The sequence below is a fragment of the Amycolatopsis camponoti genome, assembly GCF_902497555.1.
In the GTDB taxonomy this organism is placed as follows: domain Bacteria; phylum Actinomycetota; class Actinomycetes; order Mycobacteriales; family Pseudonocardiaceae; genus Amycolatopsis; species Amycolatopsis camponoti.
The window spans coordinates 2,736,712-2,751,217 of the sequence record NZ_CABVGP010000001.1; the positions used below are offsets into that span (position 1 = coordinate 2,736,712).

Below are 14,506 nucleotides of genomic sequence, written 5' to 3' on the forward strand. Positions count from 1 at the left end.
CGTGAACACCGACCGACTGCTGATCGAGCTCGGCGGCGCCGAGGTGCCGGGGCTGGCCGACAACCTGATCAGCCTCGAGATCGAGCTGGACGACCAGCTGACCGGGATGGTCCGGCTGACCGTCGCGCTGCTGCTGAAGGCCGACGGTTCGTGGCCCTATGTGGACGACGACCAGTTCGCCGTCTGGACGAAGGTCGCGATCACGGCCGGTCTGGAGGGCGACTCGCGGCAGCTGTTCACCGGCTACATCACCCACGTGGCCCCCGAGTTCGGTGCCGGCCTGGAACAGTGCAGGCTGACGATCTGGGGGATGGACGCCGGCGTGCTGATGGACCGCGCCGACGTGCTGACGACCTGGCCGAACATGCGGGACAGCGACGTCGCGACCCGGCTGTTCGAGCAGGCCCGGCTCAAGCCGCAGGTCACCGACACCGGCATCGTCCACGACGAGGACGTCGGCACGATCGTCCAGCGGGAGACCGACATCCGGTTGCTGAAACGGCTCGCGCGCCGCAACGGGTTCGAGTGCTTCGTCGACGGCGACACCGGCTACTTCCGGCCGCCCGTACTGGACGACGCGCACCAGGTCGTGCTCACCGTGCACGCCGGCGAGCAGTCCAACGTCAACCGGTTCCGCGTCGAGGTCGACGCGCTCACCCCGGCGGCCGTCGGGATGGCCGGGATCGACCACGGCACCGGCGAGGTGCGGGTCGAGGCGGCGCAGAGCGGTCACCAGCCGGCACTGGGTGCCCAGCGGCCCGCCGACGTGCTGCCCGCCGGGATCACGGCCGGTCAGGTCCTCATCGGACAGACGGTGACCACCGGCCCCGCCGAGATGGCGGCGCTGTGCCAGGCCGTGTTCGACGACAACGAATGGTTCGTGACCGGCGAGGGAGAGGTGGCCGCGAACTCCTACGACGCGATCCTGCTGCCGCGCCGGACCGTCGTCATCCACGGGATCGGCGAGACGCACAGCGGCACCTACTACGTCACGCACGTCACGCACCGGTTCACCGACGACGGCTACGTCCAGCGGTTCCGGGTCAAGCGCAACGCGGTGCTGACCGGCGGCGGGGTGAGTCTGCCGTGACGCTGGAACGTGTCGTCGCCGGCCTGGCCGACAAGCTGGAACACCGGTACTACGGCAAGTACCGCGGGATCGTGAAGTACAACGACGACCCGGCCGGCCTCGGCCGGCTGCGCCTGCAGGTGCCCAGCGTGCTCGGCATCGACGTCGTCACGGGGTGGGCGACGCCGTGCGCGCCCTACGGCGGCGCCGCCGGCCAAGGTGCCCTGTTCGTCCCGGACCTCGAGGCGGGGGTGTGGGTGGAGTTCGAGGAAGGCGACCTGGAGTTCCCGATCTGGGTCGGCACGTACTGGGCCAAACCCGGGCCGGGCAGCCAGGTACCCAAGCCGCAGCAGGCCGATGGCACCGAGTCCGGCGAGGTCCAGCGGCCGCCGACCGCCAAGATCATCAGGACCGGCAAGGGGCACACCGTCCAGTTCGAGGACAAGGACGGTGGTGAGTCGATCATCATCCGCGAAGGCGCGCGGGGGCATCTCGTGGTCCTGGACCAGGACGGCATCACGGTCACCGACGCCACGGGCAACTCGATCGAGATGACCGCCGAAGCCATGACCCTGACCGCCGTGGTCCCGTTCAAGATCGACGCCGCGGGTCAGCCGGTGGAGATCATCTGTGCCGGCATCGACCTGAAGAAGGGCTGAACCATGGGAAAGCTCGTCGTGGTGAAGGGAGATCCGGTGACCGGCACCGACCTGCACAACGTGTCCGGCACCAACGCACAGGGCAGTGCCTACGCCGGTACCGGGAAGTTCGCCTACAACGGGTCGGTCACCGCGGAGCCGAGCGACTTCGTCTCGATCGGCGGCACCCCGGTGGCCCTGGTGACCAGTGGCAGTTCCCTCGGCCCCGCCGAGACGGCGACCGGCGGTCACGGCCCGCTGAGCGGCAAGGACTTCAGTGCGCCGGGGCCGGCGCCGAATTCGCCGGTGTCGTTGCTGGACACGCCGCTGGGGGCGGGCGCACCGAGCAGCGGAGCGGGCAGCGGCCTGCTGACCGTCGACGGCGTCGGGGTCCTGCTCGACGGCGACAGCTTCGACACCTGCGGGCCGGCACCGACGACGGCGGCGTCGTCGGTCGCGGCGCAGGGCCAGGACTTCGTGACATGCGCGGAGTGAGGGGGTGGGCCGGATGGTGACCGGGTTCGGGTTCCCGTTCGGCGTCGACGTGGCCGGGTCGATCCGGCCGGTCGACGACGACGCCGTCCAGTTGCGCGGCAAGGTGCTCCAGGTGCTGTTCACCGCGCCGGGGGAACGGGTGAACCGGCCGGACTTCGGCTGTGGCCTGTTCAACCTCGTGTTCGACCCGGACAACGCGATCATGGCCGCCGCCGTCGAGTTTTCCATCGGTCAGGCATTGACCCGGTGGCTGGGCGACGACCTGGCCGTGGCCGGCGTCGACGTCAGCTCGGCGGACGAGGCGATGACCGTCGAGGTGTCCTACGTGCGCCGCAAGGACCTCGCGCCGCAGGCACTCCGGGTCCACTTCAGATAGGGGAGCGTGATGGTGGACATCGTTCAGGTGAACGGCCAGCCGGTCATCGACTACGCGGCTCGGGACTACGAGAGCCTGCTGCAGGCCATGCGTGACCAGATTCCGCGGAAACTGGGCCAGTGGACGGACTTCACCAACGAGGCCGACTTCGGCAACGTCCTGCTGCAGCTGTTCGCGCACATCGGCGACATCCTCAGCTACTACCAGGACCGCGTCGCGAACGAGAGCTTCCTCGGCACGGCGCAGACCCGGCGCAGCGTGATCGAACACCTGCGGCTGATCGGCTACGAGCTGGGCACGGCCGCCGCGGCCGCGGCCGACCTGACGGTGACCGTGCCCGGGTCGGTGACGTCGACGGTGACGCTGGCCAAGGGCACCGCGTTCGCGACGAAGAGCCGGCCGGACCGGCCGGCCGCCCGCTTCGAGTACACCAGGGACTCGCCGCTGGTGATCGACTTCGGCGCGATCGCGGCCGACCCGTCGACCGGCCGGAAGGTGTTCACCGGGCTGTCGGTGCAGGAGGGCAGGCTGGTCGACCGCGAGGTGCTCGGCACGTCCGACGGCACGCCGAACCAGCGCTTCGCGCTGACCCACCCCGGCGCGCTGCTCGGCCGGCCCGGCGTCGCCCAGCCGACCGGCCAGGACATCAGCGTGCGCACCGAGCTGGCCGGCACGATCGACGTCTGGACCCGGCGGGACACGTTGGCGTTCAGCCAGGCCGGGCAGCACGACTACGTGGTCGAGGTCGACGAGAACGACCAGGCCGTGGTCATCTTCGGGGACGGCGGCTTCGGTGTGGTCCCCCGCAACGGCGCACTGGTCACGGCCACCTACCGCACCGGCGGCGGCCAGGCCGGCAACGTCGCGGCGGGCACGATCACCACCATCGCCGACGCGCCCGCCCTCGCCCTGCTGGGCGCCACGGTGACCAACCCGGCGCCCGCGACCGGCGGTGCCGAGCGGGAGACCGTCACCCACGCCGTCGCCCAGGCACCGTCGGTGTTCCGCTCGCTGCGCCGCGCCGTGACCGGGGCCGACTACGAGGCGCTGGCCCTGAGCTACAAGGGCGTCGGCAAGGTGCGGGCCGCCGCCACCGGCTGGAACACGATCACGCTCTACGTCGCGCCGGAGGGGGGTGGCAAGGTCAGCGACGTGCTGGAAGCGGGCCTGATCGGCTACTTCGAGGACAAGCGGATGCTCAGCCAGATCGTCGAAGTGTCCGATGTGGACTACGTGCCGATCTTCGTGACGGCCGAGATCGCCGTGCAGAGCTTCTTCGTGCCCGCCGACGTCATCGCCGCGGTCCGGCAGGCCGCGGCCGACCTGCTGGCGTTCGACAACGTCGGCTTCAGCCAGACCGTCTACCTGAGCCGGTTCTACGAGGACAGCCAGAACGTGCCCGGCGTCCGGTTCGTCAACATCACCGAGTTCCGCCGCGGTGACGTCTCGGCTCCCGCGGTCGAACCGCACGGCACGATCGTGCTCGGCCCGAACGAGGTGCCGATCGTCCCCACCGAGGCCGCCTACGCGCTGGGCCTGAACGTGGTGCTGGTCGACCAAGGGGGCCGGTGACGATGCGACTGGTCGGCATCACGGCTACCGCGCACAGCGACGGCAACCGCATCACGCTCTCCTGGTCGTTCCCGGACCCGGAGCACCCGGTGAGCGTCCGGGTGGTCCGGGCGGAGCGCACCCACCCGGTGGGACCGGAGGACGGCGTGCTCGTGGCGCAGGGCAACGGGATCACCACGGCCACCGACTCCGGCCTGCTCGGCGAGCACGTCTACTACTACACACTGTTCCCGTTCACCGGCAGTCCGGCGGTGTACGACCCCGACCCGCACAACGTGGCCGAGGCGATGGCCACGGCGTCCTACGACCTCGCCGGCCGGCTCTACGCCCTGCTGCCGGCGATCTACCGCCGCTACGACGCCGAACGCCCGCCCGCGCTGCGGCCCGGTCAGTCGCCGGTCACCGATCCCGGACAGCTACGCGGGTTCCTGGACCTGCCCGGCGCCGAGCTGGACCGGCTGTACAGCCTCAACCGGGCCGCGCTGGGCTTCCTGGACACCGACCGGGTCGACGGCCGGCTGTTGCCGCTCCTGGCCCAGTGGATCGGCTGGCCCACCGACTCGCGCCTGCCGGTCGGTGCGCAGCGCAACGAGATCCGCTACGCGCCCCGCCTCTACCCGACCGTGGGCGGCGTGCCGACGCTGGACGCGACCGTCGCCCGGGTCACCGGGTGGGCCAACCGCACCAAGGAGTTCGTGCACAACGTCGCGCGCAGCAACCAGCCGGAGCGGCTGAACCTGTGGTCCACGACGCGGGACGCCACCGGCACGTGGTCGGCGCCCGCGCCGGCGTCGGTGAACTTCGCCTACGACGGCCGTCCGGTCGCGGTCCGCGACACCGACGGCTCGACGCTGGTCTTCTTCCACACGCTGCGGCAGCACGGCTGGGACATCTGGGCCAAGCGGTTCGCCGACGGCGCGTGGCAGCCCAGCGCGCCGGTCGTCGACCGGCCCGGCATCGACAAGAATCCGGCCGTCGCCGTGCAAGGTGGCCTGCTGCGGCTGTTCTGGCAGACCTACGACCCCGCCGCCGGCTGGCGGATCTCGACCGCCACCCGGACCGGCACGACCTGGTCGGCGCCCTCGGTGTTCGGCGACGCGGCGACGCAGCGGCGGCTGCCGGCCGCGGTGGCCGACAACGCCGGTGGCGTCTGGCTGTTCTGGCTGGAACTCGTGGCGGGCGGCTGGCAGGTCCGCTACAACCGGCACGACGGCACGACGTGGCAGTCGACCACGCCGCCCACCCTGCCCTTGGACGGCGGCGCGAACCCCAGGGTCGAGGACGACCTGTACGTGCTGTTCCACCCCACCAGCACGACGCAGCGGCTGTGGCTGTTCTGGGCGCGGCACGAGCCGGGCGGCCCGGCCGGTCAGACCCGGTGGAGCATCGTCCACCGCGTCAAGCAGGGCCTCGACCTGAACGCGTCCGACTGGTCGCCGGTCCGGTCGCTGCCCAAGACGACGACCGCCTACCACGATCGGCAGCCGGCCCCGCTGGTGACCGCGACCGGGGACATCGAACTGTTCTTCAGTTCCACCCAGAACGGTGGCTGGACCATCGTCCGCAACTCCCTGGCCGTCGGCACCCTCACCTGGGGCACGAACCAGCTGGTGGTCGACGGCCCGTACGCGCGACGCGGCCCGATGGCGGCCGACCTGGGCACCGGCACCCTGCTCGTGCACCGGTCCAACGCGAGCATCCCGTACGCCAGCAGCGAGTACGGCGCGACCGCGACGCTGGACAACCGCTACGCGGGAACGACCACTGTGGACACCGGTGGCGCGCGGAAACTGGACCGGCGCGGGAAGTTCGACGACTTCCAGACCTACACCTACGACACCGGCACCAACGGCGAGCGTGACGACGACGTGCACATCTCGCGGGACACCGTCGGGCTCTACCTCACGCCGACCGTCACCGATCCGGCGCAGGTGAAGGCGACCACCGACCGGTTGGCCGGGGTGCTCGACGACTTCGCACCGGTGACGACCAGATCCGTCTTCATCACGCCGCGAACCGGCACGATCATCGCAGAGGGGGGTCACCGTGGGTGACTTTTCACGCAGTACGTTCGACCGCGTCAAGCACTACGTCGGTGTTCGCCTGCAACAGGGCGTGCCGCTGGTGGACGCCGACTGGAACGAGCTGGAGGACATCCGGCGCTTCGAGGTACAGGCCTTCCTCAAGTGGTTCGTCGGCGACGGCGTCCCGGCCGGCAACGACGGCTTCCGGATCGCGGCGGCCGCCGGGGGCGGCGTCGCCACCATCCGGCTCACTTCGACGGCGTCCGCGCCCACCGCCTCGACGGTGAGCGTGGACCTGGCGCACTCCACGGCCGCGGCCGCGCTCGGGTTCACCACGGCGAACCGGCAGGCGAGCCGCGGGCCGGCACCCGCCCGGCTCATCGGTGACGCGGCCGAGCCGTTCGCGCTCACCGCCGGCATGACGCTGTCGATCGCCGCCGACGGTGCCGCCGCCGAGACGGTGACGTTCGCGGCCGGGAGCTTCTCGGCCGCCCAGGTGGTCGCCGCGATCAACGCGTCCGCGACCCGGGTCGCGGCGTCCGCCGGTGCCGGCGACGACTTCGTCATCACCGGCGGCGACGGCACGCCGGAGCGTGCGGGGCGCTGCCTGGCCGACGGCCGGGACGCCGTCCAGGAAGGACGGTCGGCCTACGGTTCCCAGCCGCTGTACGCCAACAGCGCGCTGGCCGCCGCGTGGGGTGTGCCCGTCGTGGCGCCGCTCTCCGCGCCGTCCAGCGGCACCCGGTCGGACCTGGTGTACCTCGACGTGTGGGACCGCGAGGTGACCTCCGCCGAGGACGGTTCGCTGGTCGATCCGTTCGTCGGCGTCGAGACGAGCGTGCGGCTCAAGCGGGAGTGGGCGGTGCGGGTCCGGACGGGCGCCACGACGGTCCCGGCGAGCGGGGACGGCGACTTCACCGCCGGGCACTCCTACCTGCCGCTCGCCCAGCTGGCCCGGCAGGCCGCCACCCCGGCGATCCTCCCGCCCGCCCTCACCGACCTGCGGCCCCGCAGCCTCCAGCTGGCGCCGAGCACCCTGGCGGAGGACATGCTGGGCGGCACGGCCGCCGACTACCGGCAGGGCCGCAACCGTCCCAAGGTGAACCTGCGCGACACGATCAACGCCCTGCTGACCGGTCAGCTGCCGGCCAGCCAGGACATCCCGGTGTCGCCGGCCGCCGGGCTGGACGTGCTGACCAAGGCCAGCGTGGTGGACGCGAACGGCGGCCTGGTCGCCGTCTGGCAGTCCGCGCGCACGGGGGGAACCAACCAGATCCTCGCCGCCCGGCTCGACCCGGCCCATCCCGAACTCGGCTTCGCCACCGCGCCCGCGATCACCAGCGGCGGCGCGCACCTGGAACCGGCCGCCGTCGCGCTGCCGAACGGCGACGTCCTCGTCGCCTACCAGACCGGGGGGTTCGACCAGACCGGCACCGACGTGATGATGAAGCGCGGCCCGCTGGCCACCATCGGCTCGGCGAGCGAACAGCCGGTGGCGAACACCGCCAATCCCGTCGCCGACCAGGCCGCGCGCGCGGCGATCGCCGGTGACCAGGTCGTGTTCTTCACCCACCAGAGCAGTTCCACCCTGAAGCAGTGGTTCTACCGGCGCTACCGGCACACGGACAACACCTTCCCGGACGGGGCCCCGGTGGCGCTGTCCGCGACCGGCCTCACCCAGCGGAACCTGCACTGCGCCGCGGCGGGCGGTGTCGTGTGGGTGGCCTACGCCGACGGCACGAAACTGCAGACGCTGCGGTTCAACCCGGTGCCGGCCACCTCGAACCCGCAGGACCCGCCCGTCATCGACTTCACGTTCAACACGGCGGCGACCGGCGCGCTGGACGTGTTCGTGCTCGCGCTCAGCGCCACCGACGCGCTCGTCTGCTACGACGACGGCACCGCCGGGCTGGGGATCGCCTCGTGCAGCAACGGCGTGTGGACGACCAGCCACATCGCCGATTCGGACGCCATCGACGGCTTTCCGACGTTGGTGCGCGACGCCGACGGCACCGTCTACCTCGTGAGCGCCCGGGTGCTCTCCAGCAGCCTCATCGATCTCGTGCTGCGCAGGCGCAGCCCGATCAGCGGGGGCTGGGCGAACGCGCAGCGGCTGATCACCAACGTCCAGATCAACCAGGCGCCGCACCCGCTCCTGGTCCCGAACCTGGGCTTGTGGCTGCTGTGGCAGAGCAATCGCACCAACGCGGATTTCGACATCTACGCCAAGCAGATCATCACGGCAATTTGAGGGGAAACACCATGCCAGACCCGATCATCGACCCGACGACCGGCGGCGCGGCCGCCTACACGATGTCGGACACCAGCGCGTTCGTCACGGTGTTCTCCGTGGCCCTGCAAGCAGGTGGGGGCTCACAGGAGAGCTTCACGCTGCAGTACGCCGACACGGTGACCGGCGTGACGTCGTCGCTGACCCACATCGACGCCGGTACCGGCGCCCGCATCACCCAGCAGCTGCCCGCCAACGGCACCCTGTTCGTGCCGCCCACCGGCACCCACCAGTACCAGATCGACGTCGTGACCGAGACCATCCAGGGCGACACGGTGAACGTCGGCGTCACCTTCACCGACCTGAACGGCGGTGTCGTCGACGGTGAGCTGTGGGAGCTCCGCGTCTCCACCGGTGCTCCGGCCGACTGGTCGCTCGGCTTCTCCAGCGAGAACGTGAAGGTCCAGTGGGCCGCCGTCAACCCGGTGGCCACGCTGAACGTGCCGGCCACGGCGGTGGAACTGCAGAACCTCGACCTGCACGCCGGCCTGGCCATGTCCGACAAGACCTTCGCCGGTACGCCGCCGGGCTTCACCGCGAAGTACGATTGGTCCTACACCGGCGCCGCTCCCATCACGGCCATCTCGAACAATCCCACGGAGCCCACGGAGACCGACGGCACGACACTGACGGTCAACCTGCCGAGCGTGTACGAACAGGTCCCCATCCAATTCGGCCTGAACGTCAAGCTGACCGACACGGCCGGCCTCTACACCGGATTCCTGCACAACTCCACGACCGCGCCGATGACGATCACCCAGCGCCGCAAGGACATCGTCTTCGTGCTGGACCGCTCCGGCAGCATGGCGCTGGAGAACCGCTTCGAGAACGCCAAGATCGCGAGCCGGGTGCTGGTCCACCTGATCAACGGCCTGCTCACCGGGGTGGGCACCGACGACCGGGTGGCCATCGTCGCGTTCGAGGACGAGATCGCCGGCTTCCGCGCCGGCCCGCCGTCCGGCCGGATCGTGGCCCTGTTGCCGCTGACCCCGCTCGACGACGCCCTGAAGGCCATCAACAACCCGGCCTTCGACTTCGGCGCCCCGGGGACGAACACGCCGATCGGGGACGGGCTCATCTTCGCCATCGACCTGCTGGGCAACGCCGGACCGATCACCGACCAGCGGTTCTCGATCATCATGTTCACCGACGGTCAGGAGAACTCCGGTCACGTGGCGCTGGTGCCCGCGTCGGCGACGCCCGCGAACGGGGCGATCTCCTTCCACGACGCCGTCAACTCCAGTTCGCTGCGGCAGGCCGTGCTGGACCCGAAACGCTGCTCCCTCTCGGCCATCGCGCTGGGCCCCAGCGCCGACCAGAACGTGCTCTCGAAGCTGTCGGAGTTCAACGGTGGCGTGTTCGCTCTCGCCAACGACCCCAGCGAGCTGACCCAGCACGTCGGGGACATCCTGGCGGACGTCCAGAAGGTGAACGCGGTCACCAAGGCCACGACGCCGACCACGGGGGTTCCGGACCCGGACGCGCCGCCGGCCCCCGCCGTGCTGCCCGCGGTCTACTTCTCCACCGAACCGAGCGTGGACCGGTTGGTGCTCGCCGTCACCCCGAAGGCAGGCACCACCGTCTTCACCGACACCATCCAGCTGTCCCGGTGGGACGGTGCCTCGTTCCAGCCGTTCCCCGTGGAGATCCAGGAAACCCAGTCGGACCGGGCGCTGTCGGTGGCGCAGCTGCCCGCCGTCGCCAAGGGGAAGAAGATCGACTGGCGGCTCATCCACGGCACCGGGCCGTCCACCGCGGAGGAGCTGGACCCCAGTCAGGTGCTGGTCTACCTCGACCTGCACCTGCTCGCCGACGTGGTGCTGGACAAGCCGTCGTACCTGACCGGGGACCGGATGGTGCTGACCGTCCGCGTCCGCCAGGACGACCAGCCGATCCGCGGCGCGACCGTCACGGCGACGCTGGACGCGCCGACCGTCGGTCTCGGCCAGCAGCTGACGGCGCTGACCGGCGCGGCGTCGAGTTCGGTCGCCGGCAGCCTGGACAAGCCGACCTGGATGGAGCAGCGCATCGGCGCGCTGCTCACCAAGCAGCAGTGGAAGACGCTGCCGCGCACCTGCCACGGCGGCAGCGGGCTGTTCGTCGACGGTACGAACGGCCTGTTCGACCCGGACGGCGACGGCAACTACACCAACACGTTCGCCAAGGTGTTCAAGGAAGGCACGTACGTCTGGCACCTGTCGGTGGCGGGCACGGACCTGAACGGCAACCCGTTCACCCGGGAGCTGACCATCACGACGTTCGTGCGGGTCAAGGTCGACCCGAAGGCCACCAAGATCACGGTGACCCGGATCGCCCACGACCCGAGCGGCATGCTGGCCGCGCAGGTGGTCGTCCTGCCGCAGGACAAGCGCGGTGAAGACCTCGGACCCGGCAAGGACGACGAGGTCATCTTCGCGCTGCGGGACGGCGCGTTCCAGCACGTCGTCAACCACCAGCCGGCGCCGGTGCAGACCGACGGCACCTACCAGCGGGTCATCCTGTTCACCAACCGCCAGCGGCCGACGCTGAAGGTGTCGGCCGCCGGTGTGCTGCTGCCGACGATCGACATCCGCAGGCGGCTGCTCGGCTTCGAGGACGACGACTGATCGGCGACCGGACGGAGGCTCCCGGGCCTCCGTCCGGTCGCGGCTCCGGAGGGGACATGGCCAGTAAACGTGTGACGAGCAGGGAACCGAACCGGCCGGCTCGACCGGCCCGGACCGCGCCGGCGGCCGCGCCGGTCAGCCCGGTGGCGGCCGTTCACCGCGCGTTGGGCAACCACTGGTGGGGTGCCGCGTTCGCCAGGGACACGGTGGCCCACGGCTCCGGGATGCCGCTGCCGGACGGGGTGCGTTCGTCGATGGAGCAGGCGTTCGCGGGTGCCGCCGTCTCTCCGGCGCCGGCATCGGCGCAGGGCAAGTCCGCGGTGAGCAAGGCCGGGGACGCCGGGGAGCGGGAGGCCGACGCGATCGCGGCCAGGGTGGCCGCCGGGCCCGCACCGACGACCACCGGCGGCCCCGACTTCGGTTCGGTGCGGGTGCACACCGGGCCCGGCGCGGAGCGCGCGGCGCGTTCGCTTTCGGCCGCCGCGTACACGGTCGGAGACGACGTCGTGTTCGGCGCCGGCCAGTACCAGCCGGACACGCCGGCCGGCCGGTCGCTGATCGCGCACGAGCTCACCCACGTGCTGCAGCAGCGGGCCGGGGCGGAGCAGGTGCACCGCAAGGAGATCGACTCGTCGCTGGCCGGGGGCAACCGGGCGAACGTCGGCCCGTCCGACTGGCTGGCCCTGGACCGGCAGGAATGGGAGATCCTCAGCCTCAACGGCGGTATCCGGTCCCTGTCCCCGTCCAACACGTTCATGCGTGCGGTCTTCTACAACACGCAGAACGTCCTGCCGGCCGAATACACGACGGTGCGCCAGCGCCACGACTACTACGACCTGATCAGCTACGTCCTCGAATTCGACCGGAACACGCCGGATCCCTTGCGTGACATCCGTTTCTTCCACGCGGCCACGGTGGTCACCGGAACGCCCGGAGTCGGCTCGGTGGACACGGCGCTGGGCGCGGGGATGCTGGGCAAGGAGACTCGCCAGATCCTCCGCGACGTCAACGAGCAGCTGTTCGCCCTCAACATGAAGGTCATCCACAACCTGATCTTCGAATGGAAGCAACCCCGCGACCCGGTGACCGGTGCGCCAGGAGCGATCGGCGGGTTCGACTTCGACATCCGGATGGTGCAGAACGAGCAGCGAACGGTCGAGAACTTCATCACGAAGAACCCTTCGCGGTTCACCGGTTCCGTCGTCAGTGAACTCAACGAGACGTTGGACCCGGACAAGTTCGGCCAGTTCTGGAACCCGTCCAAGACCGGCTTCGAATGGGCGAAGAAGGCGCTCGGCGTGCCGGCTCTCGACTTCCGGAACATCGACCACCGGCAGGCGATCGGCTTCGCCGAGGTGCACCTCTTCCACCACAAGCCGTACGCCGACTACGAGGCGTTCGTGCGCGCCCGCAAGGCCGCGGCACCCAAGGCCACCCCGTGATCGCCGTCGCCCAGGCGGGCCGAGCTGAGTTCCGGCGATCTCGCTACGGCTCAGGCGTCAGGAGCTGATCGAGTCCATCGCGCGGTCGAGCAGCCGGCCCAGCTGTTGCTTGCCATCGCCGGCGATCCAAGCCGCGACGGCGGCCTCGAGACATCCCAGGGCGCCGGCGATGAGGGCACGGGGTCGCGGATCGGCCGGGTCGTCCGGGTCCGAACCGAGCCGGCGCGCGAGCTCGGGTGCGATCAGGGCGCGGAACTTCGCGTGCTTTTCCTGGTTGAGCGCCGCGAGGGCGGGGGTCGCCACGGCGAGCGCGGCCAGTCGGTGGGCGCGCTCGGTCTGGCTCGCGTAGTGCTCGACGAGCGGGCCCATCGCGTGGCGGAGCGCGGACCACGGGGATTCGTCATCGGGTCGCTGTCGCAACGCCCGCGCTATCTCGTCGACAGCATTCGAGGTCTCGCTCGCGAAGACGTCTTCTTTCGAAGGGAAGTAGCGGAAGAACGTGCTCCGCGAGATCCCGGCGACCGCGCAGATGTCGTCGATGGTGGTCTGCTCGTAGCCGCGGTCCAGGAACAGGTCGAGCGCCATCTCGGACACCTGCGCCCGCATGGCGCGCCGGGCGAGTTCGCGTGCACCGGGACGACGCTCGTCCCCCTCCGGCAGCCTGGTCACCGGGCCGATGGTACTACACCCCAAATCTGGTACCGTGGTTTCACAAACGCTACTCGGTATCACATTCTGAGCGGAGATGTACGTCGATGGACCCGAGCCAGGCCACGAACGCCACGCCCCCCGTGAACGATCGGCTGGAGGCGCTCACCGCCGACCTGCCCGCGGAAGAACGGGCGCTGGTGTCGGCCGCGGCGTCGCTGGTGCCGGTCTTGAGCGCCGACGCGGAGACAGCGGACGCCACGGGAAGGCTGCCCGACGACACCATCGCGGCGCTGCGCAAAGAGGGCTTGTTCCGCCTCGCCACCCCGCGGGAGTACGGCGGCCACGAGACCGGCGCGTGCACCGCGACGGCTGTGGCCGCGGAAGTGGCACGCGGCTGCCCCTCGGCGTCTTGGGTGCTGACGGTGTACTACACCGCGAGTGTCGCCCTCTGGCTCTTCCCGGAGCAGGTGCGGCATCGGGTCTGGGACGAGGATCCGGACGCGACCGTGTGCGGTTCCTCCGCCGGCGCCGCGCCGGCACGGGCGGTCGACGGTGGTTACCTGCTCAGCGGCCGCTGGGGCTGGGCTTCGGGCATCCACCACGCGTCCTGGGCGATTCTCAGCGTGGTGAACGACGCCGCGGCGTCCCCTCCGGAAGGCGGGTTCGCCCTGGTGCGGACGAGCGAACTGTCGATCGAAGACACCTGGAACATGGCCGGGATGCGCGGCACGGGCAGTGACACGATCATCGCGGACGACGTGTTCGTGCCGGGGGAGCAGGTCGTCTTCCCGTCCAGGGCGGCCGCGTCCCAGGGGGCCTCGACGCCCCTGAGCGTGCCGAAACCGCAGGGCCTGATGGGTGCGCTGGCCGCGCCGGTGCTGGGGATGGGCATGGCGCTCCACGATCACGTCGTGGAGAAACTCCGCGCCGGCCGGCCGCTGGTCTCCGCGGCGAGATCGCCCGCGCGGGCGATCGACTCTCCCGCCGTACTGGCGAACATCGCCGACGCCGCCATGCTCATCGACAGTGCGATCCTGCAGGCCGCGCGCACCGCCCACGCCGTCGACCGAGCCACCCGCACGGGCGCGCACCTGCCGTCCGTCGCCATCGCCCGCTCCCGGATGGACTGCGGGTTCGCCGCGCGGCAGATCCGTCAGGCGGTGGACAAGCTGCTGGACGTCGGCGGTGCCGGCCGGTTCGCCGAATCGGATCCGGCGCAGCGGATCTGGCGCGATCTGGGTACCGCGACCCGGCACCCCGCCTTCGTCACCGAACTCGCCCGCGAACAGTACGGACGGCTGCTGGTCTCGCTTCCCCCGGCACAGTGAGGAAGGGCGATCGCG

11 protein-coding genes are annotated in these 14,506 nt (G+C 70.8%); 10 read left to right on the forward strand and 1 reads right to left on the reverse strand.

Annotated features, from left to right (window positions below; translation table 11 throughout):
* The first annotated feature begins 1 nt into the window (after position 1).
* From AA23TX_RS13020 to AA23TX_RS13060, 9 genes are read left to right on the forward strand one after another with little or no spacing between them, the layout of a single operon-like run.
* Positions 2 to 1,090, forward strand: a complete 1,089-nt coding sequence (locus AA23TX_RS13020; RefSeq protein WP_155542783.1) for a phage late control D family protein — start codon at positions 2 to 4, stop codon at positions 1,088 to 1,090.
* Positions 1,087 to 1,728, forward strand: coding sequence for a phage baseplate assembly protein V (locus AA23TX_RS13025; RefSeq protein WP_155542784.1), 642 nt, complete (start codon positions 1,087 to 1,089; stop codon positions 1,726 to 1,728). Before AA23TX_RS13020 ends, AA23TX_RS13025 begins: the two co-directional genes overlap by 4 nt.
* A gap of 3 nt (positions 1,729 to 1,731) precedes the next feature.
* The gene (locus AA23TX_RS13030; protein WP_155542785.1) at positions 1,732 to 2,202 is read left to right on the forward strand and encodes a hypothetical protein; all 471 of its coding nucleotides are present in this window, start codon (positions 1,732 to 1,734) and stop codon (positions 2,200 to 2,202) included.
* 13 nt (positions 2,203 to 2,215) lie between these two features.
* Positions 2,216 to 2,578, forward strand: a complete 363-nt coding sequence (locus AA23TX_RS13035; RefSeq protein WP_155542786.1) for a GPW/gp25 family protein — start codon at positions 2,216 to 2,218, stop codon at positions 2,576 to 2,578.
* A 9-nt stretch (positions 2,579 to 2,587) separates the two neighbouring features.
* On the forward strand, positions 2,588 to 4,150 hold the full coding sequence (locus AA23TX_RS13040; protein ID WP_155542787.1) for a baseplate J/gp47 family protein: 1,563 nt from the start codon (positions 2,588 to 2,590) through the stop codon (positions 4,148 to 4,150).
* The gene (locus AA23TX_RS13045; RefSeq protein WP_155542788.1) at positions 4,147 to 6,204 is read left to right on the forward strand and encodes a hypothetical protein; all 2,058 of its coding nucleotides are present in this window, start codon (positions 4,147 to 4,149) and stop codon (positions 6,202 to 6,204) included. The genes AA23TX_RS13040 and AA23TX_RS13045 overlap by 4 nt, the downstream gene beginning before the upstream one ends.
* Positions 6,197 to 8,425 (forward strand): DUF6519 domain-containing protein, encoded by a 2,229-nt coding sequence (locus AA23TX_RS13050; RefSeq protein WP_155542789.1) that lies wholly within the window; start codon positions 6,197 to 6,199, stop codon positions 8,423 to 8,425. The genes AA23TX_RS13045 and AA23TX_RS13050 overlap by 8 nt, the downstream gene beginning before the upstream one ends.
* A gap of 11 nt (positions 8,426 to 8,436) precedes the next feature.
* Positions 8,437 to 11,070, forward strand: coding sequence for a vWA domain-containing protein (locus AA23TX_RS13055; RefSeq protein WP_155542790.1), 2,634 nt, complete (start codon positions 8,437 to 8,439; stop codon positions 11,068 to 11,070).
* A gap of 56 nt (positions 11,071 to 11,126) precedes the next feature.
* A complete protein-coding gene (locus AA23TX_RS13060; RefSeq protein ID WP_230862467.1) occupies positions 11,127 to 12,512 on the forward strand; it encodes an eCIS core domain-containing protein in 1,386 nt (461 codons plus the stop codon).
* A gap of 57 nt (positions 12,513 to 12,569) precedes the next feature.
* Here AA23TX_RS13060 and AA23TX_RS13065 read toward each other — a convergent pair whose 3' ends face one another.
* Positions 12,570 to 13,181 carry an acyl-CoA-like ligand-binding transcription factor gene (locus AA23TX_RS13065; RefSeq protein ID WP_230862468.1) on the reverse strand — a complete coding sequence of 204 codons (612 nt, stop codon included), beginning with the start codon at positions 13,179 to 13,181 and terminating at the stop codon, positions 12,570 to 12,572.
* Between the two features lie 86 nt (positions 13,182 to 13,267).
* Between AA23TX_RS13065 and AA23TX_RS13070 the strand changes: the two genes are divergently transcribed.
* On the forward strand, positions 13,268 to 14,491 hold the full coding sequence (locus AA23TX_RS13070; protein ID WP_155542791.1) for an acyl-CoA dehydrogenase family protein: 1,224 nt from the start codon (positions 13,268 to 13,270) through the stop codon (positions 14,489 to 14,491).
* Positions 14,492 to 14,506 lie beyond the last annotated feature (15 nt).

Excerpts from the sequence above, each read along its gene's own strand:
- AA23TX_RS13060 (WP_230862467.1), top strand. The coding sequence starts at position 11,127 with ATGGCCAGTAAACGTGTGACGAGCAGGGAACCGAACCGGCCGGCTCGA.
- AA23TX_RS13070 (WP_155542791.1), top strand. The coding sequence starts at position 13,268 with ATGGACCCGAGCCAGGCCACGAACGCCACGCCCCCCGTGAACGATCGG.
- AA23TX_RS13040 (WP_155542787.1), top strand. The coding sequence starts at position 2,588 with ATGGTGGACATCGTTCAGGTGAACGGCCAGCCGGTCATCGACTACGCG.
- AA23TX_RS13055 (WP_155542790.1), top strand. The coding sequence starts at position 8,437 with ATGCCAGACCCGATCATCGACCCGACGACCGGCGGCGCGGCCGCCTAC.
- AA23TX_RS13035 (WP_155542786.1), top strand. The coding sequence starts at position 2,216 with ATGGTGACCGGGTTCGGGTTCCCGTTCGGCGTCGACGTGGCCGGGTCG.
- AA23TX_RS13030 (WP_155542785.1), top strand. The coding sequence starts at position 1,732 with ATGGGAAAGCTCGTCGTGGTGAAGGGAGATCCGGTGACCGGCACCGAC.